The following is a 19,816-nucleotide window of genomic DNA, read 5'->3' on the forward strand; positions in this document are numbered from 1 at the left end:
GCGGGAGACAGTGTTCGACTTTCTTGAAGGTTACGACTTGCTCGGAGCGTTCTGGGTGACGGTGCAGCTCACCGTCTTCTCCGGAATCGGCTCCTTGGTACTGGGCACCATTCTTGCCGCGATGCGGGTGAGCCCTGTTCCTCTGATGCGTGCCTTCGGCACGGTCTACGTGAACCTGGTCCGGAACATTCCGCTGACCGTCATCATCGTCTTCTCCTCGCTCGGTCTCGCCGATGTCTTCGGCATGACACTGGGCGTGGCGGACGACTTCGACACCCTGGCGTTCAGGCTGTCCGTCCTCGGACTGTCGGCGTACACCGCGGCGTTCGTCTGCGAGGCCGTGCGGTCGGGCATCAACACGGTGCCGGTCGGCCAGGCGGAGGCGGCGCGGGCCATCGGGCTCAGCTTCACCCAGGTGCTCATGAGTGTCGTTCTCCCGCAGGCGTTCCGCTCGGTGGTCGGCCCGCTCACCAACGTGCTGATCGCCCTGACGAAGAACACCACGGTCGCAGCGGCCATCGGTGTGGCGGAAGCGGCCCTGCTGATGAAGGAGATGATCGAGAACGAAGCGCAGTTGGTGCTCATCTCGGCCGTCTTCGCCTTCGGGTTCGTCGTTCTGACTCTCCCCACCGGCCTCCTCCTCGGCTGGGTCGGCAAGCGCGTGGCGGTGAAGCGATGACGTCGGTCCTCTACGACGCTCCCGGCCCCCGCGCCAAGCGCCGCAACATCGTCTACACCGCCGGATTCCTGGCAGTGCTTGCGCTGCTGTGCTGGTGGATCTTCAGCGTGATGTCGGACAAGGGACAGCTCGAATGGTCCCTGTGGAAGCCGTTCACCGAGGCACAGGCCTGGACGACCTATCTGCTGCCCGGCCTCGGGAACACGCTGAAGGCCGCTGCGCTCGCGATGGTCATCGCCCTGCCCCTGGGCGCGATCTTCGGCATCGCCCGGATGTCGGACCACCGCTGGATCAGGGTTCCGGCCTCGGTCGTCGTGGAGTTCTTCCGCGCGATCCCGGTCCTTCTCCTGATGCTGTTCGCGAACCAGCTGTACGCGAACTCCTCCGGCATCAGCAGTGACCTGCGTCCGCTGTACGCCGTGGTCACCGGCCTCGTCCTGTACAACGCCTCGGTGCTCGCCGAGGTCGTTCGGGCCGGCATCCTGTCGCTGCCCAAGGGCCAGACGGAGGCCGCCAAGGCCATCGGTCTGCGCAAGGGTCAGACGATGACCAGCATTCTGCTGCCGCAGTCCGTGACCGCGATGCTCCCCGCGCTGGTCAGCCAGCTCGTCGTCATCGTCAAGGACACCGCTCTCGGCGGCGCGATCCTGGCCTTCACGGAACTGCTGAACGCCCGCGGCACCCTCGCCGCGAACTACGCGAACGTCATTCCCAGCTTCATCGTCGTCGCGCTGATCTACATCGTCCTCAACCTGATCCTCACGACCTTCGCGTCGTGGCTGGAGCGCAGGCTGCGCCGTGCGAAGAAGAGCACGGGGGCGGTGCTCGCCGCCGACCTGGCCGGTGCCGAGGAGCCCGTCGCGGAGCCAGGCATCAGGACCGGTGACGGCAGCACCACCTGACGGCTCATCGAGATGTACGACCGGTGAGGGGGCGGCGGCCATGGGCTGCCGCCCCCTCACCGCGTTCCGGTGGCGCGTCACACGAGTGCCCGCAAAACGCAGGGCCCTCCGTTGCGTACCGTGGTCGCTTGACGCGGGCACGCGCAATAGGTTGCATACGTTCTGTGATCGCGCACCGGGCTCCTACCGCACCTCTCCGCACGTCCCTCCGGGCCCGAGGAGTCACGCCGTGGACCCGGTGATCATCGTCGGCGCGGGTCCCGTGGGGCTGGCGCTCTCCGTGGCCCTTGCCCAGCGAGGTGTCCCTTCTGTCCTGCTCGACGACAGCGTCGGCAAGGAGGAGCCCCGCCCCGCACGCACGGTCGTGCTGCGCCCCGATGTCGCGTCCATGATGGAGCGGCTCGGATGCACCACTCTTCGTGACGAAGGAGCCCGCTGGGCCGGCTGGCGCACGATGCGACGGAAGCAGGACGTGCGCGTGGTCGCGCTGGGGGACGACCTTGCTCCCTCACCGCTGCACATCCCTCAGCACGCCCTGGCCCGCGGGCTGCGCGACGCCGTCGCCGCCCAGCCGCTGATCAATCTCGTGACCGAGAGCCATGTGGATTCGCTGGAGCAGGACGACGACGGGGTCAGCGTCCACACTCGCGGCCCGGAGGCGACGTGGTGGCGCGGGAGCCATCTCGTGGGGTGCGACGGCGCCCGGTCGACGGTCCGCAAGCTCCTCGGTGTCCGTTTCCCGGGGCGTACGGCGGTGGAGCGCCACGCGGTCGCCACGCTGCGCGCCGAACTCCCCTGGCCCGACGAGGCGTTGCTGCACCGCCTGCCGCCGTGGCGGACGGGCGGTGAGGAGATCACCGCGCGCCCGCTGCCGGACGACGTCTGGCGGTTGGACTGGCTGCTGCCGGCCCGCGGCGAACTGGTCACTCCCGACGCCCTGATCGCACGGGTCCGGGACACGCTGGCCGGCTGGTCCGGCGGGGCGGCGTCGTACGAACTGATCGACACCGGCGTCCATACGTTGCACCACCGGCTCGCCCGGCGCTGGCGCGTGGGCCGTGCCTTCCTCGCCGGCGACGCCGCGCATCTGCTCGGTGCCGTGGGCACTCAGGGGCTCGACGAAGGCCTCAGGGACGCGGAGAACCTTGCCTGGAAGCTGGCGCACGTCTGGCACCACGGTGGGTCCGAGCTGCTGCTGGACAGCTACCAGGCGGAACGCCGGTCGTGTGTCGCTGCCCGGCTGCGGGCCGCGGACCAGTCACTGCCGATACTGCGCGGCAGCAGCGCGCTGCGTACGTACCTTCCCGGTGCGGCACGCGGCCACGACGCCCTCCTCATGGACGGCCATCTGGGGCTGGGCCCGCTCGGTGCGCCCCCCGTCTACACGCACTCCCCTCTCGCGCCCGAATACGCCCCTGGGCAGACCCTCGTCGGCACGGAGGCCGGCGCCCCGGTCGTCGACGTCCGGGTGACGACACCCGACGGGACCAGCGCGCGGCTGCGGGACCGGCTGGGCGGCGGGCAGTTGCTCGTGGTCCTCGTCGCACCGGGTACGGGGGTGTGGGACCAACGGCACTGGATGAGCGCGGGGGTGATGCCGCGCCTGGCGGCGGCGGTGACGGCACTGCCCGTGCGGGCGGAGCTGCTGGTGACGGAGAGCTATCCCGGCGCCTCGGCACACACCGTGCTGCTGGTGCGGCCGGACGGGCATCTGGTCGCCGCGTTCACGGGTGTGCGACCCGCGGAGCTGTACGCGGCGGCGGACGCGGCGCGAGGTGGCCCACCATCTTCGGTGCGCAGTGACCGCACTGCGGACATCAATTGACCGTCGCGGACACGCGTGGTGTACTCCGGAACGTGACTGACACCGATGTGCGCCTGTGGCGGAGGGTCCATATGGACCTCGTCCGCTATGCGGGCTGCGTGTGTCGCCCCTCCTGCTGAATTCGCCTCTCCCTCGCGCGCGGGCCCGCTGAGCCTGCGCGCGCACCCGCGAACTTCCAGGACGGTTTCCGTGTCCCAGTCTGTCGTCACCCCTACCCCTGGCACCCCTGCGTCCGACACCTCTGCCTCTGACCCCTCGGTCTCCGGCACCCCTGTCTCCGGCACCGCTGTCTCCGGCACCGCTGCCTCTGGTGCCGCTGTCGCGGAGCCCGCCGTGACCGTCTCCGGCGCTCCGGTCGAGAGCGTGCCCGCCTCGGTGGACTTGGTGGCCGAGCCGTCGGCTCCGACCGTGGCCGAGCTCCTCGCATTCGTGCAGAACGCCGCAGCCGACACCGACCTCATCGCCTCACTGCCCCTCGACCCCGAGGGCCGCACCTGGGTACGGCTCGAAGGACCCGGCGGCAGCGAGGCCTGGCTCATCGCCTGGCCACCCGGCACGGGCACCGGCTGGCACGACCACGCCGAGTCGTTCGGCGCGTTCGCCACGGCCGCCGGTGAGCTGAAGGAGAACTCCCTCGCCGTACGGCTGCCCGCGAGCGGCTGGAAGACCTTGGAACTGCACGAAGGCGTCGACCGCGAGCGGCAGTTGGGCCCGGGCCGGGGCCGCGCCTTCGGCACGCACCATGTGCACGAGGTGCTGAACGAGTCGGCGAGCGAGCATGCCGTCTCGGTCCATGCGTACTACCCGCCGCTGCCGTTGATCCGGCGCTTCAGCCGGACCGGTGCGGTGCTCCGTCTCGAGCAGGTCGAGAGCCCGGAGGACTGGCAGTGAGTAGGCAGGGTGACCGGGTCGGGATCGACGAACTGCTGGATCGGGTCCGCGAAGGACTGGACCGTGTCGAGCCGAAGCAGGCCTTCGCGGAGGCGGCGGAGGGCGCCCTGCTGGTGGACATCCGCTATGCGGCCCTGCGCGACCAGGACGGGCTGATCCCCGGCGCGCTGGTCGTGGAGCGCAACGAGCTGGAGTGGCGCCTGGATCCGCAGGGCAGCCATCGCGCACCTCAGGCGGTCAGCCACGATCTGCGGGTCGTGGTGATCTGCAACGAGGGCTACGCGTCCTCCCTCGCGGCGGCCTCACTGCGCGACCTGGGCCTGCACCGCGCGACCGACCTCATCGGCGGGTTCCAGGCGTGGAAGGCAGCGGGCTTCCCGGTCGAGGCGTAGGGCGGCACGGGGACGCGCCGCCCGCCTGCGGGTCCGGCTTCCGGCTTCCGGCTTCCGGCTTCCGGCTTCCGGCTTCCGGCTTCCGGCTGGAAGCTAGCCCGTTCCCCGTGGCTCCTCCCCCGTCGGCCCGAGAGGCTAGAACCCACCGCCCTCGTCCAGGCCTTCCACGTCCTCGCCCTCTTCCTCCAAGGCCCGTCTGACCACCCGCAGCGCCATGCCCTCCGGGTAGCCCTTGCGGGCCAGCATGCCCGCGAGGCGGCGTATGCGGCGGTCGCGGTCGAGGCCGCGGGTGGAGCGGAGTCTGCGGGCGACCAGCTCCCGCGCGGTCTCCTCCTCCTGCTCGGAGTCGAGCTGCCCCACCGCCTCGTCGATCAGCGACGAGTCCACGCCCTTCGTCCGCAGCTCCCGCGCCAGCGCCCGTCGGGCGAGGCCGCGGCCGTGGTGGCGGGACTCCACCCACGCGTCCGCGAAGGCCGCGTCATTGATCAGGCCAACGTCCTCGAAGCGGGAGAGAACCTCCTCGGCCACCTCCGAGGGGATCTCCCGCTTGTGCAGCGCATCCGCGAGCTGTTTGCGGGTGCGCGGCGTCCCGGTGAGCAGGCGCAGGCAGATCGCCCGCGCCCGCTCCGCCGGGTCCTGGGGCGACAGCTCCTTCTCGGCCCTCGACGAGTCGGCGCTGTCGCCCGGCCATTCGGTTCGCCGGGCCATGCGCTAGCCCTTGGCCGCCGCCGTCTTGGCCGCCTTGGCCTTGGTGGCGGGCGCAGGCACCGACTTCGCCGCGTCCTCGGCCGGAGCAGCCGGGCTGCCCGCCGCGTCCGCACCGGGCTCGGCGGCCGGCGCCTCCGGCTTCACGCCGACGCCCAGCTTCTCGAGGATCTTCTTCTCGATCTCGTTGGCGAGATCGGGGTTGTCCTTCAGGAAGTTACGGGCGTTCTCCTTGCCCTGTCCGAGCTGGTCGCCCTCGTACGTGTACCAGGCGCCCGCCTTGCGCACGAAGCCGTTCTCCACGCCCATGTCGATCAGACCGCCCTCGCGGCTGATGCCCTGGCCGTAGAGGATGTCGAACTCGGCCTGCTTGAACGGCGGTGCGACCTTGTTCTTGACGACCTTGACCCGGGTGCGGTTGCCCACCGCGTCGGTGCCGTCCTTCAGGGTCTCGATTCGCCGGATGTCGAGGCGCACCGAGGCGTAGAACTTCAGCGCGCGGCCACCGGTCGTGGTCTCCGGCGAGCCGAACATCACGCCGATCTTCTCGCGGAGCTGGTTGATGAAGATCGCGGTGGTCTTCGACTGGTTCAGCGCGGAGGTGATCTTCCGCAGCGCCTGGCTCATCAGCCGCGCCTGCAGACCGACGTGCGAGTCGCCCATCTCGCCCTCGATCTCCGCCCGCGGCACCAGCGCGGCGACGGAGTCGATGACGATCAGGTCGAGCGCGCCGGAGCGGACGAGCATGTCGACGATCTCGAGCGCCTGTTCACCGTTGTCCGGCTGGGACAGGATGAGGTTGTCGATGTCGACACCGAGCTTCTTCGCGTACTCGGGGTCGAGGGCGTGCTCCGCGTCCACGAATGCCACCGAGCCGCCTGCCCTCTGGGCGTTGGCGACGGCGTGCAGCGTGAGAGTCGTCTTTCCGGAGGACTCCGGGCCGTACACCTCCACCACACGGCCGCGCGGCAGTCCGCCGACGCCGAGCGCGACGTCGAGCGCGGTCGACCCGGTGGGGATGACCTCGATGGGCTCGTTCGGCCGCTCGCCCAGGCGCATCACCGCGCCCTTGCCGAATTGCCGTTCAATCTGTGCGAGCGCGGCGTCGAGCGCCTTCTCGCGGTCGGTTCCTGCCATGGGTTCCACCCGATTTGCTTGAGTCGATCGCTTCACGTCAAAGACGCTATCCCCTGCCACTGACAATGGGCCTCGACGTCCTTCCAGCCTGTGGACAACTCCCGGGTCACCGCGGCCGGAATCCCATAAGAATGGATGTTCGATTTCGGTGTCAAGCGCATCACGCGGCGCGCCACGAACCGTCGCCCCCGGCCTGTCCGGGCAGGCCCGCACCCTGCCTGGTGGCACCCGTCAGGCGGGACGACCGGGGCCGTCGATGCCGGGCCCCGCACCGGGTTCGTCGGGCGGATCCCCTGCCGACGGACCACCTGCGGCGGGCGGACCGCCGACGGGCGGCTCCCCCTCGCGCGCGGCTCCCTCAGGCGGCTCGGCCTCGTGCGCGGCCTCAGCGGGCGCGTTCTTCCCCGCGCCCGGGGCATCCCGTTTCTTGCCCAGCACATCGCGCATCCGCCGGAGCGTCCGGCCGCCGCGGTGCCGGTGACCGTGCACCCGCGGGTCGTCGGTCACCTCGTAGCGCTTCACATAGGCACCCAGGAAGGCCTGGAGCGTGGCGACCGCCGGAATCGCCACCAGGGCGCCCACCGCTCCGAGCAGCGCCGTGCCGGCCACGACCGATCCGAAGGCCACCGCGGGATGGATGTCGACCGTCTTGGAGGTGAGCTTCGGCTGGAGCACGTAGTTCTCGAACTGCTGGTAGACCACCACGAAGCCGAGCACCCACAGCGCGTACCAGGGGTTCACGGTGAAGGCGATCAGCATCGGCAGCGCGCCCGCCAGGTAGGTGCCGATGGTCGGGATGAACTGGGAGACCAGGCCGACCCACACGGCGAGCGCCGGGGCGTAGGGCACACCCAGGATCTCCAGCAGGACGTAGTGCGCGCCGCCCGAAATCAGTGCCATCAGGCCGCGCGAGTAGATGTAGCCACCCGTCTTGTCGACGGCGATCTCCCACGCCCGCAGCACCTCGGTCTGCCGGGCCGGCGGCAGGACGGAGCACAGGGCACGGCGCAGCCGGGGTCCGTCGGCCGCGAAGTAGAACGAGAACAGGAAGATCGTCAGCACCTGGAACAGACCGCCGAGCACGGTGGCCGAGATGTCCAGCACGCCGCTCGCGCTGTTCTGCACATAGCGACGGAGCCAGTCCGAGCGCAGCAGGCTGTCCTGGACCTCCACCCGGGACAGCTGGGTGCTGAAGGTGTCGTTGATCCACTTGATGACCGAGTCGAGGTATTGGGGGAAGTCCTCGACGATCTGCACGATCTGACCGGCCAGCATCGAGCCGAGCAGGAAGACGAAGCCGGCTCCCGCGATCAGCACGGCGAAGAAGACCAGGAAGGTGGCGAGTCCTCGCCGCATCCCCCGCGCGGCCATCCTGCCGACTGCGGGCTCGATCGCCAGCGCCACGAAGAAAGCGATCAGGATGTTGATCAGCAGCCCGATGAGCTGATGGAAGGCCCAACTGCCGAGCTGGAAGCAGGCGTAGAGCGTCAGAGCGAGCACCAGCGCGCGCGGCAGCCAGCGGGGCATCCGGGCAGAACCGGCGGGCTCGGCCACCGGCGGGCTCGGCGGCGCCTGCGGAGGAGTCGCGCCTCCCGCGGGCGTGCCCTGCTCGGTTCTGTCCTGGTCACTCTCGTCGGTCTGGGCCACGGGCTCAGTCTCGCCTACAGCCGCGGCCGCTGGTCGGCCGCCCGGGTGTCCATCACATGAATCACCTCTTGTCGGCAGGTACGTCCATGGCCGCGCACACGGCTCGCCAGACGTCCTTCGCCTCCCAGCCGGACCGCAGCGCCTCGTGGACCGTACGCCCTCCGAGTTCGGTCATCACATGGTCGCGCGCGAAGGAGTCGGCGTAGGAAGGACCGAAGTGGTCCGCCATCCGCTCCCAGAAAATCGTCAACCGCATGACTGCATTATCCCGCTCCCGGGGGTGCAGCATCGTCCGTCCCGCATGCCGAAAGCTCTTTCCGCCCTACCGTCGGAGGATGGCTGGAACCGGAGCAACCTCTGTGCCCTCTCCCGCGTCACCGACCGCCCGCGCCGAGCAGTTCGTCTGGCTCACGGCCCGGGTGCTGGAGCAGCGGCGATTCGCGTATCACTTCCTGCGCGGAAGCTCTGATGCCGTCGAGACCGCCCTGGCCGCCTATCTCGACGAGGACGGGGGCTACGGCCACGCCCTCGAACCGGATCTGCGCGGACCCGTGAGCCAGCCCCTGCACACCGCACACGCCCTGCGCGTCCTGGACTCCATCGGTCGTTGCGGCGGGCTCCGCATCGAGCGGATGTGCCGCTACCTCACCGATGTCTCGACGCCGGACGGTGCGCTCCCCGCCGTCCATCCCTCGCAGCGCGGCTATCCGTCGGCGCCGTTCGTCCCCGTGGTGGACGATCCGCCGAGCGAACTCCTCACGACGGGGCCGGTGGTCGGGCTGCTGCACCGCAACCAGGTCTGGCACGCGTGGCTGTTCCGTGCCACGGACTACTGCTGGACCGCTGTCGACGCGCTGGAGAAGTCGCATCCGTACGAGATCGAGGCGGCGGTCACTTTCCTGGAGGGTGTGCCGGACCGGGTCCGGGCGGAGGCCGCTGCCGACCGGCTCGGGCGGCTGGTGCGGGAGCAGAGACTGGCGGTGCTGGACCCGGCGCGGATCGAGGCGTTCCCGGTCGCCGACGGCTATGCGCCAAAGGAGCACCACTTCCCGCACGACTACGCCCGTACACCTGAATCCCTGGCGAGACGGTGGTTCACGGACGACGAGATGGCACGGTCGCTGGACCACCTGGAGAGCCGTCAGCAGGAGGACGGCGGCTGGCCCGTGAACTGGCGCCAGTGGGCACCCGGTACGGCCCTGGAGGCCCGCCCGATCGTGACGATCGAGGCACTGCGGACACTGCGGGCGTACGGCCGCGCGATCGGCTGACCGCGCAGCCCGCCTCACCGCCCCACTCGTCGCCGCCGCTTCACCCGCCGAGTGCCCGCACTCCCGCCGTGACCGCCACGGCGGCGCCGACCACGATCAGGAAGGGCGCCCGCAGGATCAGCGCGACGGCGGCCGCCGCGAGGCCGGCCGCGCGGGCGTCGAGGACCAGGGAGCTGTTGTCACTGAAGGTCTGCTGGGCGGTCAGGGCGGCCAGCAGCGCGACGGGCAGGAGGGCCGCGAGCCGCTGGACGACCGGGCGCTCGAGCGTGTGCGCCGGCACGAGCAGACCGGCCAGCTTGACCAGGTAGCAGCCGACGGCGGTGGCTGCGATCGCGATCCAGATGCTCATCGGTCGTCTCCCTTCGTGCGGCCGGACTCGTCACTGCCGGACTCGTCACTGCCTCGTTCGGTACGGTCCGCCTGAGCCGCGCCGGCCTCAGCCGAAGCTGCCGGTCCTGCGGCCCTCGCCGCGATATCGGTCTCCTGTGCCCTGCGCCCGAGCAGCCCCCGCCCCTTGAGCCAGAGCACCGCGGGCGCGGCGAGCGCCGCCACCAGCACCGGGACTCCGGCGGGCAGCACCGGCAGGAACCCGAGCCCCAGGACGACGGCCAGCCCGGCGACCACACGTTCGGTCGTCGTCCGCAGCATGGGTGCGAGCAGTGCCAGGAACACGGCGGGTCCAGCGGCGTCCAGCCCCCAGGCATCCGTGTCACCGAGCGCCTCGGCACCGAGCGCGCCGACCAGCGTGGTCAGGTTCCACAGCACGTACAGCGTCAGACCGGTGACCGTGAAGCCGATCCGTACCGCCCTGCGGGTCGGCTGGGCGAGGGAGACGGCCGTGGTCTCGTCGATCACCCAGTGCGCGGCGAACGGACGCACGAAGCGCGGCAGGGCGAGCAACTGCGACAGGCGCAACCCGTAGAAGGCGTTCCGCACGCCGAGGAAGAACGCTCCGGCTGCGGCGGCGAGCGGGTTGCCGCCCGCAGCGATCGCGCCGACGAGCGCGAACTGCGAGGCGCCGGTGAACACCAGAAGGCTCAGCGCGCAGGTCTGGAGCAGGGTGAGTCCGGCACCCGCGGACGTCACACCGAAGGCGAAGCCGGAGAGGCCGACGGCGATGCCGACGCCGAGCGCGTCCCGGACGACGGCCGAGTCCGGCTTGGACGGGGGCTCTGGGGGTGTCGTGCGTATCTCCGGCGGGCTCGGGGTGCGGGTCTGGGGAGAGGCTGTCTGTTCTGGCACGTCAGGGACGCTACGTGGGGCTCTCGCCCGAGGTCTTGTACGTTCTTGCACGCTCTTTGCGATAAGCGCCGGGAGGCACGCCCACGATCCGGGTGAAATGCCGGTTCAGATGGGGCTGGTCGGTGAACCCCACGGCGACGGCCGCGTCGGCGGGCGCGGCCCCAGCGTCCAGGAGCCGACGGGCCCGGCGTACCCGCGCATCGGTGAGCCAGGTGTGCGGAGGCATGCCGTACGCCGCCTTGAAGGCCCGCAGGAGCGCGAAGGGGCTCGTGCCGAGCTCCAGCGCGAGTCGCTCCAGGGACGGCGGATCCGTCATGCGCTCCTCCAACAGCGCTTTCGCCTCCGCTGCCGTACGCGCCCCGGAGGCACTCGGCGTCCGGGAGGGCAGCCGGCTGCCGTGCCGCGCCACCAGCCGGGCCACGGCCACCCGGAGCAGGCTGTCGGCGGCGAGTGCGTTGCCCGCCTCCGCCGCCTGATGGACACCGCGGATGAGTTCGGCGGTCTGCGCGTCCTCGACGATCGTCTCGCCGAACGCCGGCGTGCCCCGCACCGAGCTGACCTCGCCGGCTATCTCGGTGACGAGATCCACGGAGGGATACAGGGTCGAGTACGCCCAGCCCTCGTCCACCCCGGCGCGCGCCGAGTGCGGCACCTCGGGATTGATCATGACGACCGTGCCGGGCCGGGCGCTGATGTTGCCCTCGGGCATGCTCACGTCCTCGACCCCGCCGGTGACCGCCCCGAAGACGAAGCCCTCGTGGCTGTGGCGGGGAAAGGTGTGCCGCACATAGCGGGCCCGCAGGAGGTCGAGGCCGGGCAGTTCCTCGTACTGCCAGTGCCGTGCCCACTCGTGATCCGCCGGACCGCTCATTCAGCCATTGTGCGCCCGAGCGGGCCCCGCTGACCTGCGGGTCCATGCTGCGGACAGTAATTGTCAGTGGTCCGGTGCACGATGGTGGACATGGCCAGGACCGCACTCGATTCCTTCTCTCCCGCGACCCGCAGCTGGTTCACGGGAGCTTTCAGCGCGCCCACCGCCGCGCAGGAAGGGGCCTGGCAGGCGATCGGCGAGGGCACGGACGTCCTGGTCGTGGCGCCGACGGGCTCGGGCAAGACCCTGGCCGCGTTCCTCGCCGCGCTCGACGGCCTCGCCTCCGCTCCCCCGCCCGCGGACCCGAAGAAGCGCTGCCGCGTCCTGTACGTCTCCCCGCTCAAGGCGCTCGCCGTCGACGTGGAGCGCAATCTCCGCAGCCCGCTGACCGGTATCCGCCAGGAATCCGTGCGTCTCGGGACGCCCGAACCCGAGATCCGTGTCGGCATCCGCTCGGGGGACACCCCCGCCGCCGAGCGCCGCTCCCTGGCCACGAAGCCGCCGGACATCCTCATCACCACACCCGAGTCGCTGTTCCTGATGCTCACCTCCGCCGCACGGGACGCGCTGTCGGGCATCGAGACGGTGATCCTCGACGAGGTGCACGCCGTCGCGGGGACGAAGCGGGGTGCGCACCTCGCCCTGTCGCTGGAGCGTCTCGACGAGCTGCTGCCGCGCCCGGCCCGGCGCATCGGCCTGTCGGCGACGGTCCGCCCGGTGGACGAGGTGGCCCGCTATCTCTCCCCGCAGCGGAAGGTGGAGATCGTCCAGCCGAAATCGGGCAAGGAGTTCGACCTCTCCGTGGTCGTCCCGGTCGAGGACATGGGAGAACTGGGCGGATCCCCTGCGTCCGAGGCCTCGTCGTCGCCGGACGGCGGAGACAAGCCGTCGATCTGGCCGCATGTCGAAGAGAAGATCGTCGACCTCGTCCAGGCCCATCGCTCCACGATCGTCTTCGCCAACTCCCGCCGGCTGGCCGAGCGCCTGTGCAACCGTCTCAACGAGATCGCCTATGAACGGGCCACGGGCGAGGCCATGCCGGAGGAGGCCTCGCCCGCGGAGCTCATGGGGCAGTCGGGGTCCGTGCGCGGCGCCCCGCCCCTCCTCGCCCGCGCGCACCACGGTTCGGTCTCCAAGGAGCAGCGAGCCCTGGTCGAGGAGGATCTGAAGGCGGGGCGGCTGCCCGCCGTCGTCGCCACCTCCAGCCTGGAGCTGGGGATCGACATGGGGGCGGTGGACCTCGTCGTGCAAGTCGAGTCTCCGCCGTCGGTGGCGTCCGGACTTCAGCGCGTCGGCCGCGCGGGCCATCAGGTGGGTGCGGTCTCCACCGGTGTCGTGTTCCCGAAGTACCGCGGCGACCTGGTGCAGTCGGCGGTCGTCACCGAGCGGATGCGCACCGGTTCCATCGAAGCGCTTCGCGTCCCGTCGAACCCTCTGGACGTGCTCGCCCAGCAGTTGGTGGCCATGGTCTCCCTGGACACCTGGCAGGTCGACGACCTGCTGGCGCTGACCCGGCGGGCCGCGCCGTTCGCCTCGTTGCCCGAGTCGGCGTTCACGGCCGTCCTCGACATGCTGGCGGGACGGTATCCCTCCGACGCGTTCGCCGAGCTGCGGCCGCGTGTGGTCTGGGACCGCGTCGCGGGCACGGTCACGGGCCGCCCGGGCGCGCAGCGTCTCGCCGTCACGTCCGGCGGCACCATCCCGGACCGCGGTCTGTTCGGCGTGTTCCTGGCAGGCGCGGACCCGAAGAAGGGCGGCGGCCGGGTCGGCGAGCTCGACGAGGAGATGGTGTACGAGTCGCGGGTGGGCGACGTCTTCACTCTGGGCACCACCTCGTGGCGGATCGAGGACATCACGCGCGACCGGGTGCTCGTCTCCCCCGCGCCCGGAGTTCCGGGACGCCTGCCCTTCTGGAAGGGCGACCAGCTGGGGCGCCCGCTCGAACTGGGGCGCGCGGTGGGCGCGTTCCTCCGGGAGGTCGGCGGACTGTCCTCCGAGGACGCCCGGCTGCGGATGCTGGCCGCCGGCCTGGACGCCTGGGCCGCCGACAACATCCTGGCGTACCTCGACGAGCAGCGCCGTGCGTGCGGCCATGTGCCCGACGACCGGACGATCCTCGTCGAGCGGTTCCGGGACGAGCTGGGCGACTGGCGGGTGGTGATCCACTCGCCGTTCGGCGCCCAGGTGCACGCCCCCTGGGCGCTGGCGCTCGGCGCCCGGCTCAGTGAGCGGTACGGCATGGACGCCCAGGTCATGCATGCCGACGACGGCATCGTGCTGCGGCTGCCGGACGCCGATCTGATGGGCCTGGACCTCCTGGACCAGGACCCGGTGCATCTGGACGCGACGTTCGACAGCGACCAGGCCCCGGTCGGGGCGGCCGACGCCGTCTTCGACAAGGGCGAGATCAACCAGATCGTCACCGACCAGGTGGGCGGCTCCGCGCTGTTCGCCTCCCGGTTCCGCGAGTGCGCCGCACGGGCGCTCCTGCTGCCCCGGCGCAACCCCGGCAAGCGCACCCCGCTGTGGCAGCAGCGCCAGCGTGCGGCCCAGCTCCTGGAGGTGGCGAGCGAGTTCGGGTCCTTCCCGATCGTCCTCGAAGCGGTCCGCGAGTGTCTCCAGGACGTGTTCGACGTGCCGGGCCTGACCGAGCTGATGGGCGACATCGAGGCCCGCCGGGTCCGGATGGTCGAGGTCACCACTCCCGAGCCCTCGCCCTTCGCCCGTTCGCTGCTGTTCGGCTATGTCGCCCAGTTCCTCTACGAGGGCGACTCCCCGCTGGCCGAGCGCAGGGCGGCGGCCCTGTCGCTGGACTCCCGGCTGCTGTCCGAGCTCCTCGGCCAGGCGGAGCTGCGCGAGCTGCTCGACGCCGACGTACTGACCGAGCTGGAACGCGAGCTCCAGTGGCTCACCGAGGACCGAAGGATCAAGGACGAGGAGGGCGTCGCCGACCTGCTGCGGCTCCTCGGCCCGCTGACGGACGCGGAACTCGTCGAGCGCGGCGCCGAACGGCAGTGGCCCCGGGACCTGGCCGCGTCCCGCCGGGCGATTCAGGTGCGGATCGCCGGAGCCGATCACTGGGCGGCGATCGAGGACGCCGGACGGCTGCGCGACGCACTCGGGACCGCGCTCCCGGTCGGCGTCCCCGAGGCTTTCACCGAACCGGTCAAGGATCCACTGTGCGATCTGCTCGCCCGGTACGCGCGGACGCACGGCCCGTTCACCACCGCACAGGCCGCCGGCCGCTTCGGGCTGGGCGTGGCCGTGACCGACGGTGCGCTGCACCGGCTCGCTGCGAACGGGCGCGTGGTGCAGGGCGAGTTCCACCCCGCCGGCATCGGCCAGGAATGGTGCGACGCGGCCGTGCTGCGACGGCTGCGCCGCCGGTCGCTGGCGGCCCTGCGCCACGAGCTGGAGCCCGTGCCACCGGCCGCGCTGGCCGTCTTCGTCCCCCAATGGCAGCACCTGGGCAACAACAGCCTGAGCGGCATCGACGGGCTGGCCCGCGCCATCGAGCAACTGCAGGGCGCGGCCGTCCCCGCCTCCGCCCTGGAGAAGCTGATCCTGCCCTCTCGCGTCCGCGGCTACAGCCCCGCGATGCTGGACGAGCTGACCACGGCCGGCGAAGTCCTGTGGGCCGGCGCGGGCGCGCTGCCCGGCAAGGACGGCTGGGTCTCGCTCTACCTCGCCGACGCGGCACCGCTGCTGCTTCCCCAGCCCCATCCGCTGGAGCTCACCGCCCTCCACGAATCCGTCCTGACCACCCTCGCCGCGGGATACGGACTGTTCTTCCGCCAGATCGCCGAGCAGATCCGGGCCACGACCCACCCGGACGTCAACGATCCCCAACTGGCCGACGCCGTATGGGACCTGGCCTGGTCGGGCCGGCTCACCAACGACACCCTCTCCCCGCTGCGCTCGCTGCTCGGCTCGGGCCGCACCGCCGGGTCGACGGCGCACCGCGCCAAGCGGACGGTGCCCCGCGGGCGATACGGAACCCTGACGGCGAGCGCCCGCACCGCTTCCCGTACCGGACCACCGACGGTCAGTGGCCGCTGGTCACTGCTGCCGCCCCTCGAACCCGAACCGACCCATCGCGCACACGCCCTGGCCCGCACCCTGCTCGACCGACATGGCGTGGTGACCCGGGGCGCGGTGGCGGCCGAGGGGGTCGAGGGCGGCTTCTCCGCCACGTACCGGATCCTCGCCGCCTTCGAGGACAGCGGACAGGCGCGGCGCGGCTATGTGGTCGAGGGGCTGGGGGCGGCCCAGTTCGCGATGGACGGCGCGGTGGACCGTCTCCGGGCCGCGGCCAACACCCTGGACCGGAGCGGAGGCGACGCGCCGCCCCAGGCGGTCGTGCTGGCGGCCGCGGACCCTGCCAACGCCTACGGAGCCGCGCTGCCCTGGCCCGAGCCGCCGGACGGCGCCGGCCACAAGCCGGGCCGGAAGGCGGGATCGCTGGTGGTCCTGGTCGACGGCGAGCTCACGATGTACATGGAGCGCGGCGGCAAGTCGCTGCTGTCGTGGGCGACCGACCCGGATGCGCCGGCTCTCCATGCGGCGGCCACGGCACTGGCGAACGCGGCGCGTGCGGGAGCCATCGGCACGATCACGGTGGAACGGGCGAACGGGGTCTCAGCGCTGACCTCACCGCTGTCCCGGGCGCTGGAGGTCTCGGGCTTCCTCGCCACACCGCGCGGGCTTCGGCTGCGCCCCTGAAGGCGTTGGCCGCGAGGTCGGGAGCTCGAGAGTCCGCAGAGAGACGGCCCGCCCACAGACACGTTTCCCGCGAGGTCGGGGCGCGGGAGGGTCCGGGCCGTCACAGAGAAGGCCCGCTCCCCCCTTACGGAATGCTGCGCGCACAAGGCTCGCTCCCGGGTACGCCCCCTCACCCCGAGGGCTCATTTGCGCGGCCCGGCTCCCACACCGTGCCCGCCTCGCGCATCATGGATCCATGCCCGAAGGAGACACCGTCTGGCTGACCGCGAAGCGGCTGCACACCGCCCTCGCGGGCCAGGTGCTCACCGTGTCCGATCTACGCGTGCCGCGGTTCGCGACCGCCGACCTCACCGGCCGGTCCGTTCTGGACGTCACCTCACGCGGCAAGCATCTCCTCACCCGTTTCGAGGGCGGTCTCACCCTCCATTCGCACCTGCGGATGGACGGCGCGTGGCGTGTGTTCGCCGTCGGCAAGCGCTGGAGCGGCGGACCCGCGCACCAGATCCGGGTCGTCCTCGGCACCGCCGCCCAGACGGCCGTCGGCTATCGCCTCCCCGTCCTGGAGCTGGTCCGCACGGCCGAGGAGACCACCGTCGTCGGCCATCTCGGTCCCGATCTCCTGGGCCCTGACTGGGACCCCGACACCGCCCGGGCCAACCTCCTCGCGGACCCGGCCCGCCCTCTCGGCGAAGCGCTCCTCGACCAGCGCAATCTCGCCGGGATCGGCAATGTCTACAAGTCGGAGCTCGCGTTCCTCGCCGGGGTCACGCCCTGGCTCCCCGTGGGCGAACTGCCCGCGGACGTCCCCGCCCGGCTCGTCGCCACCGCCCAGCGGCTCCTGGAGCTCAACAAGAACACCTTCGAACGGCAGACCACGGCCACCGACCGCAGTGTGCTGGCCGGCCCTCGTCGACAGGCTTTCGGCCCCCGGCTGTACGTCTACGGCCGGGGTGGCCATCCCTGTCTGCGCTGCGGCACCGCCGTACGCAAGGCGGACCAGAGCGACGGCACCGGCGAACGCGTCACGTACTGGTGCCCGGGCTGCCAGGCGGGCCCGACTCCCTGACACCTCCGGCCAGGCCACCCCGGCACCCCGGCACCCCGACCCTCACATGTACGCGTCGACGGACAACGAGTCCACGACGACCAGTTGACGGTCCGTCAGATCTGGTCGTACGGTCCCGGCATGGGTCTCACCGCGTACGACCTCACCGGCCGGACGGCGTTCGTCACCGGTGCAGCCGGCGGCATCGGCCGGGCCTCGGCCGCACTCCTGGCCGAAGCAGGTGCCGCGGTCCACTGCGCCGACATCGACGAGAAGGGACTGGACGAGACCCGCAGCATGATCAGCGACGCGGGCGGCACGGTCTCCACCCACACCCTCGATGTCGCGGACCGCGCACAGGTGAAGGCCGCGATCGAGAGCGCCGGACGGCTCGACATCCTGGCCGCGATCGCCGGAATCATGCACAGCAGCTCCGTGCTGGAGACCAGGGACGAGGACCTCGACCGTGTCCTCGCCGTCAACTTCAAGGGAGTTCTGTACGCCTGCCAGGAGGCGGCACGCACCATGATCGCGGCCGGCACTCCGGGTTCCCTCGTCACCATGGCCTCAGGAGCCGTGGACGCGGCCGGCGCAGGCCTGCTCTGCTACAGCGCGGCCAAGGCTGCCGTCGTCCAGCTGACGAAGACGCTGGCCACCGAACTGGGCCCGCACTCCATACGCGTGAACGCCATCGCCCCCGGCTGGGTCCGCACCCCGATGACCGACCGCCACGACACGACGCTCCAGCATCAGGCGGAGGCGGCCATGGTCCGGCTCTCTCCGCTCCGCAGGGTCGGTGAGCCAGAGGACATCGCGCACGCGGTCCTCCATCTCGCCTCGGATGCATCGTCGTTCACGACGGGTCAGATCATTCGCCCGAACGGGGGCGTCGCCATGCCCTGGTGAGGCCGGAACCACCGTGGACCTGGGGACCCTGCAGTGCTTGCGTGAGGCGCCGCATCCACGTGCTGCGCGATGCCTTACCGGTATGGCGCGATCCGCCACCGACGCGAGCCGGGCCCTCGGCAGCAGCCCCGCCTCCGATGCGGCCCACCGTCCCACCACCCCCGCGGGATGCCGTGACGTGCACCGGCAGAAGGCTCAGCCCCCAGCCGCCCGCCGCCACCGCCCCCTCGACCAGACCGGACTGGTCCGGCGCCAGCAGCAGACGCAACACCGCCCACCACCACAGACCGCCGGCTATGAGTCCCAGGGCGACCACGGGCACGCGCACTCCTCCGCCTCGTGCCATGGCTCGCCTCCCTCCGGACCACGCTAGACCGGCGCGATCATCCGCCGGGAGGGCGCACCGGATGCAGGCCCGGCGCGCGAAACGGCACCGGGCTCCGATCTACGCGCTCTTCTACGCGCTCTCGGCCTGGAACATCCAGGCGTGCTTCTCCAGGTCCGCGGTGAGCCCGATCAGGATGTCCTGGCTCACGGGGTCCGGTTCGTCCGTCACCTCGATACGCTCCCGCATCCGCTCGATCACCGCGCCGAGGGCGTCCACCAGCGTCTTCACGGCGTCGACATCCTTGATCCAGCCCTCCGGGACGGTGCCGATGGCACTTTGCGACGCCACGGTGCCGGCCCGGCCGTCCGGGGTCACACCGATGGCAGAGCAGCGTTCGGCCACGGTGTCCGAATGCAGGCGGGCCGTGTCCACGACCTCGTCGAGTTGGAGATGGACGGACCGGAAGCGCGGCCCCACGACGTTCCAGTGGACCTGCTTGGCCACGAGGCCGAGATCCACCAGATCCACCAGGGCTCCGCGAAGCGCGTTACCGACCGCCTTGAGGTCGGCCTCGGACAACGGGCTCTTCACGACAGACATGCGTGTCCTCCAGTAGGTGGTCAGCGCGAGTCAGCTCGAGTCAGCTCGGCTGTCAGGCTTACCCACCATGACATACGCGCCCGTACCAGACATTCGGACACAAACCGCGCAATGCAAAAACCCCGGCGCGCCGCCCGCAGGGGCAGCGACCGGGGCTCAGCTCGAAAACGAGCCGCACCAGCCGTACGTATCAGGCGGCCACGACGTCGACCGCCTCCGCAGGCGCCTTGATGGTCACCCGCTCCGTCGGCACACCTGCCACCGACGTCACGGATACGGAATTGAGCATCGGGCGTACTGGCACAGGCACCGTCTCGGTGGCCGCTGCCGACTCGGCCAGTTCGGCCAGCGACAGCTCGTCGCTCACTTCTCGCATGAGCTCGGACATCCGTACGTCAAGCGCGTCGCAGATGGCGGAGAGCAGCTCAGAGGAAGCCTCCTTCTGCCCCCGCTCCACCTCGGAGAGATAGCCGAGCGAAACTCGGGCGGACGAGGAGACTTCGCGCAGAGTACGGCCCTGGCGCTGGCGCTGCCGACGCAGCACGTCACCCAGCAGGCGACGGAGCAGAATCATCGGTGGCTCCCTCCTCGGACCGTGTAGCCGCATCCTTCACGCCCCACCGTACCGCCTCGCGCTGCGGCCGTGCGGGGAG

At 71.1% G+C, this 19,816-nt stretch carries 20 protein-coding genes; 10 read left to right on the forward strand and 10 right to left on the reverse strand.

Going from position 1 to position 19,816, the window contains the following annotated elements; translation table 11 throughout:
• Positions 1–10: 10 nt before the first annotated feature.
• The 6 genes from RPQ07_RS09750 to RPQ07_RS09775 all read left to right on the forward strand — a co-directional run bounded on the left by RPQ07_RS09750 (position 11) and on the right by RPQ07_RS09775 (position 4,689).
• On the forward strand, positions 11–679 hold the full coding sequence (locus tag RPQ07_RS09750) for an amino acid ABC transporter permease (protein WP_313943714.1): 669 nt from the start codon (positions 11–13) through the stop codon (positions 677–679).
• Positions 676–1,581, forward strand: a complete 906-nt coding sequence (locus RPQ07_RS09755; RefSeq protein ID WP_313943715.1) for an amino acid ABC transporter permease — start codon at positions 676–678, stop codon at positions 1,579–1,581. The genes RPQ07_RS09750 and RPQ07_RS09755 overlap by 4 nt, the downstream gene beginning before the upstream one ends.
• Before the next feature lie 229 nt (positions 1,582–1,810).
• Positions 1,811–3,406 carry an FAD-dependent monooxygenase gene (locus RPQ07_RS09760; protein ID WP_313943716.1) on the forward strand — a complete coding sequence of 532 codons (1,596 nt, stop codon included), beginning with the start codon at positions 1,811–1,813 and terminating at the stop codon, positions 3,404–3,406.
• A 47-nt stretch (positions 3,407–3,453) separates the two neighbouring features.
• The gene (locus tag RPQ07_RS09765) at positions 3,454–3,525 is read left to right on the forward strand and encodes a putative leader peptide (protein ID WP_309544753.1); all 72 of its coding nucleotides are present in this window, start codon (positions 3,454–3,456) and stop codon (positions 3,523–3,525) included.
• 214 nt (positions 3,526–3,739) lie between these two features.
• Positions 3,740–4,297 (forward strand): cysteine dioxygenase, encoded by a 558-nt coding sequence (locus RPQ07_RS09770; RefSeq protein ID WP_413777829.1) that lies wholly within the window; start codon positions 3,740–3,742, stop codon positions 4,295–4,297.
• Positions 4,294–4,689, forward strand: coding sequence for a rhodanese-like domain-containing protein (locus RPQ07_RS09775; protein WP_313943717.1), 396 nt, complete (start codon positions 4,294–4,296; stop codon positions 4,687–4,689). The genes RPQ07_RS09770 and RPQ07_RS09775 overlap by 4 nt, the downstream gene beginning before the upstream one ends.
• Before the next feature lie 135 nt (positions 4,690–4,824).
• Here RPQ07_RS09775 and recX read toward each other — a convergent pair whose 3' ends face one another.
• The 4 genes from recX to RPQ07_RS09795 all read right to left on the reverse strand — a co-directional run bounded on the left by recX (position 4,825) and on the right by RPQ07_RS09795 (position 8,434).
• Positions 4,825–5,397, reverse strand: coding sequence for a recombination regulator RecX (recX, locus tag RPQ07_RS09780; RefSeq protein ID WP_313943718.1), 573 nt, complete (start codon positions 5,395–5,397; stop codon positions 4,825–4,827).
• A gap of 3 nt (positions 5,398–5,400) precedes the next feature.
• Positions 5,401–6,531 carry a recombinase RecA gene (gene recA / locus RPQ07_RS09785; protein WP_313943719.1) on the reverse strand — a complete coding sequence of 377 codons (1,131 nt, stop codon included), beginning with the start codon at positions 6,529–6,531 and terminating at the stop codon, positions 5,401–5,403.
• Between the two features lie 231 nt (positions 6,532–6,762).
• Positions 6,763–8,058 carry an AI-2E family transporter gene (locus tag RPQ07_RS09790; RefSeq protein WP_313948838.1) on the reverse strand — a complete coding sequence of 432 codons (1,296 nt, stop codon included), beginning with the start codon at positions 8,056–8,058 and terminating at the stop codon, positions 6,763–6,765.
• Positions 8,059–8,239: 181 nt separating this feature from the next.
• Positions 8,240–8,434 (reverse strand): DUF3046 domain-containing protein, encoded by a 195-nt coding sequence (locus RPQ07_RS09795; protein WP_313943720.1) that lies wholly within the window; start codon positions 8,432–8,434, stop codon positions 8,240–8,242.
• Positions 8,435–8,513: 79 nt separating this feature from the next.
• Between RPQ07_RS09795 and RPQ07_RS09800 the strand changes: the two genes are divergently transcribed.
• A complete protein-coding gene (locus RPQ07_RS09800) occupies positions 8,514–9,449 on the forward strand; it encodes a hypothetical protein (RefSeq protein ID WP_313943721.1) in 936 nt (311 codons plus the stop codon).
• A gap of 40 nt (positions 9,450–9,489) precedes the next feature.
• Here the strand turns inward: RPQ07_RS09800 and RPQ07_RS09805 are convergent, their stop codons facing one another.
• The 3 genes from RPQ07_RS09805 to RPQ07_RS09815 are packed head-to-tail and all read right to left on the reverse strand — an operon-like array spanning position 9,490 to position 11,562.
• Positions 9,490–9,798: an AzlD domain-containing protein gene (locus RPQ07_RS09805; protein ID WP_313943722.1), complete on the reverse strand. Its 309-nt coding sequence runs from the start codon at positions 9,796–9,798 to the stop codon at positions 9,490–9,492.
• Positions 9,795–10,691 (reverse strand): AzlC family ABC transporter permease, encoded by an 897-nt coding sequence (locus RPQ07_RS09810; RefSeq protein ID WP_413777721.1) that lies wholly within the window; start codon positions 10,689–10,691, stop codon positions 9,795–9,797. Before RPQ07_RS09810 ends, RPQ07_RS09805 begins: the two co-directional genes overlap by 4 nt.
• Positions 10,692–10,701: 10 nt before the next feature.
• Complete coding sequence (locus RPQ07_RS09815) at positions 10,702–11,562, reverse strand: AraC family transcriptional regulator (protein ID WP_313943723.1); 861 nt, start codon at positions 11,560–11,562, stop codon at positions 10,702–10,704.
• Positions 11,563–11,652: 90 nt separating this feature from the next.
• Here RPQ07_RS09815 and RPQ07_RS09820 point away from each other — a divergent pair, with 90 nt between their 5' ends.
• The 3 genes from RPQ07_RS09820 (at position 11,653) to RPQ07_RS09830 (ending at position 18,235) form a co-directional block, all read left to right on the forward strand.
• Positions 11,653–16,284, forward strand: coding sequence for an ATP-dependent helicase (locus RPQ07_RS09820; RefSeq protein ID WP_313943724.1), 4,632 nt, complete (start codon positions 11,653–11,655; stop codon positions 16,282–16,284).
• 235 nt (positions 16,285–16,519) lie between these two features.
• A complete protein-coding gene (locus RPQ07_RS09825) occupies positions 16,520–17,350 on the forward strand; it encodes an Fpg/Nei family DNA glycosylase (protein WP_313943725.1) in 831 nt (276 codons plus the stop codon).
• A 120-nt stretch (positions 17,351–17,470) separates the two neighbouring features.
• The gene (locus RPQ07_RS09830; RefSeq protein ID WP_313943726.1) at positions 17,471–18,235 is read left to right on the forward strand and encodes an SDR family NAD(P)-dependent oxidoreductase; all 765 of its coding nucleotides are present in this window, start codon (positions 17,471–17,473) and stop codon (positions 18,233–18,235) included.
• On the opposite strand, the gene RPQ07_RS09835 is transcribed toward RPQ07_RS09830, so the two are convergent.
• From RPQ07_RS09835 to RPQ07_RS09845, 3 genes are all read right to left on the reverse strand, one after another.
• The gene (locus tag RPQ07_RS09835; protein WP_313943727.1) at positions 18,198–18,581 is read right to left on the reverse strand and encodes a hypothetical protein; all 384 of its coding nucleotides are present in this window, start codon (positions 18,579–18,581) and stop codon (positions 18,198–18,200) included. The two genes, RPQ07_RS09830 and RPQ07_RS09835, sit on opposite strands and share 38 nt — an antisense overlap.
• Positions 18,582–18,692: 111 nt before the next feature.
• The gene (locus RPQ07_RS09840; RefSeq protein WP_313943728.1) at positions 18,693–19,163 is read right to left on the reverse strand and encodes a DNA starvation/stationary phase protection protein; all 471 of its coding nucleotides are present in this window, start codon (positions 19,161–19,163) and stop codon (positions 18,693–18,695) included.
• Positions 19,164–19,353: 190 nt separating this feature from the next.
• Positions 19,354–19,737: a helix-turn-helix transcriptional regulator gene (locus RPQ07_RS09845; protein ID WP_313943729.1), complete on the reverse strand. Its 384-nt coding sequence runs from the start codon at positions 19,735–19,737 to the stop codon at positions 19,354–19,356.
• Positions 19,738–19,816: the final 79 nt, after the last annotated feature.

The organism is Streptomyces sp. AM8-1-1 (assembly GCF_032229325.1).
Taxonomy (GTDB): Bacteria; Actinomycetota; Actinomycetes; order Streptomycetales; family Streptomycetaceae; genus Streptomyces; species Streptomyces achmelvichensis.

What these genes read in the sequence shown, in the direction of transcription:
- RPQ07_RS09755 (WP_313943715.1), top strand. Translation starts at nt 676, where the DNA reads ATGACGTCGGTCCTCTACGACGCTCCCGGCCCCCGCGCCAAGCGCCGC.
- recX (WP_313943718.1), bottom strand. Translation starts at nt 5,397, where the DNA reads ATGGCCCGGCGAACCGAATGGCCGGGCGACAGCGCCGACTCGTCGAGG.
- recA (WP_313943719.1), bottom strand. Translation starts at nt 6,531, where the DNA reads ATGGCAGGAACCGACCGCGAGAAGGCGCTCGACGCCGCGCTCGCACAG.
- RPQ07_RS09790 (WP_313948838.1), bottom strand. Translation starts at nt 8,058, where the DNA reads ATGCCCCGCTGGCTGCCGCGCGCGCTGGTGCTCGCTCTGACGCTCTAC.
- RPQ07_RS09795 (WP_313943720.1), bottom strand. Translation starts at nt 8,434, where the DNA reads ATGCGGTTGACGATTTTCTGGGAGCGGATGGCGGACCACTTCGGTCCT.
- RPQ07_RS09800 (WP_313943721.1), top strand. Translation starts at nt 8,514, where the DNA reads ATGGCTGGAACCGGAGCAACCTCTGTGCCCTCTCCCGCGTCACCGACC.
- RPQ07_RS09805 (WP_313943722.1), bottom strand. Translation starts at nt 9,798, where the DNA reads ATGAGCATCTGGATCGCGATCGCAGCCACCGCCGTCGGCTGCTACCTG.
- RPQ07_RS09815 (WP_313943723.1), bottom strand. Translation starts at nt 11,562, where the DNA reads ATGAGCGGTCCGGCGGATCACGAGTGGGCACGGCACTGGCAGTACGAG.
- RPQ07_RS09820 (WP_313943724.1), top strand. Translation starts at nt 11,653, where the DNA reads ATGGCCAGGACCGCACTCGATTCCTTCTCTCCCGCGACCCGCAGCTGG.
- RPQ07_RS09825 (WP_313943725.1), top strand. Translation starts at nt 16,520, where the DNA reads ATGCCCGAAGGAGACACCGTCTGGCTGACCGCGAAGCGGCTGCACACC.
- RPQ07_RS09830 (WP_313943726.1), top strand. Translation starts at nt 17,471, where the DNA reads ATGGGTCTCACCGCGTACGACCTCACCGGCCGGACGGCGTTCGTCACC.
- RPQ07_RS09835 (WP_313943727.1), bottom strand. Translation starts at nt 18,581, where the DNA reads ATGGCACGAGGCGGAGGAGTGCGCGTGCCCGTGGTCGCCCTGGGACTC.
- RPQ07_RS09840 (WP_313943728.1), bottom strand. Translation starts at nt 19,163, where the DNA reads ATGTCTGTCGTGAAGAGCCCGTTGTCCGAGGCCGACCTCAAGGCGGTC.
- RPQ07_RS09845 (WP_313943729.1), bottom strand. Translation starts at nt 19,737, where the DNA reads ATGATTCTGCTCCGTCGCCTGCTGGGTGACGTGCTGCGTCGGCAGCGC.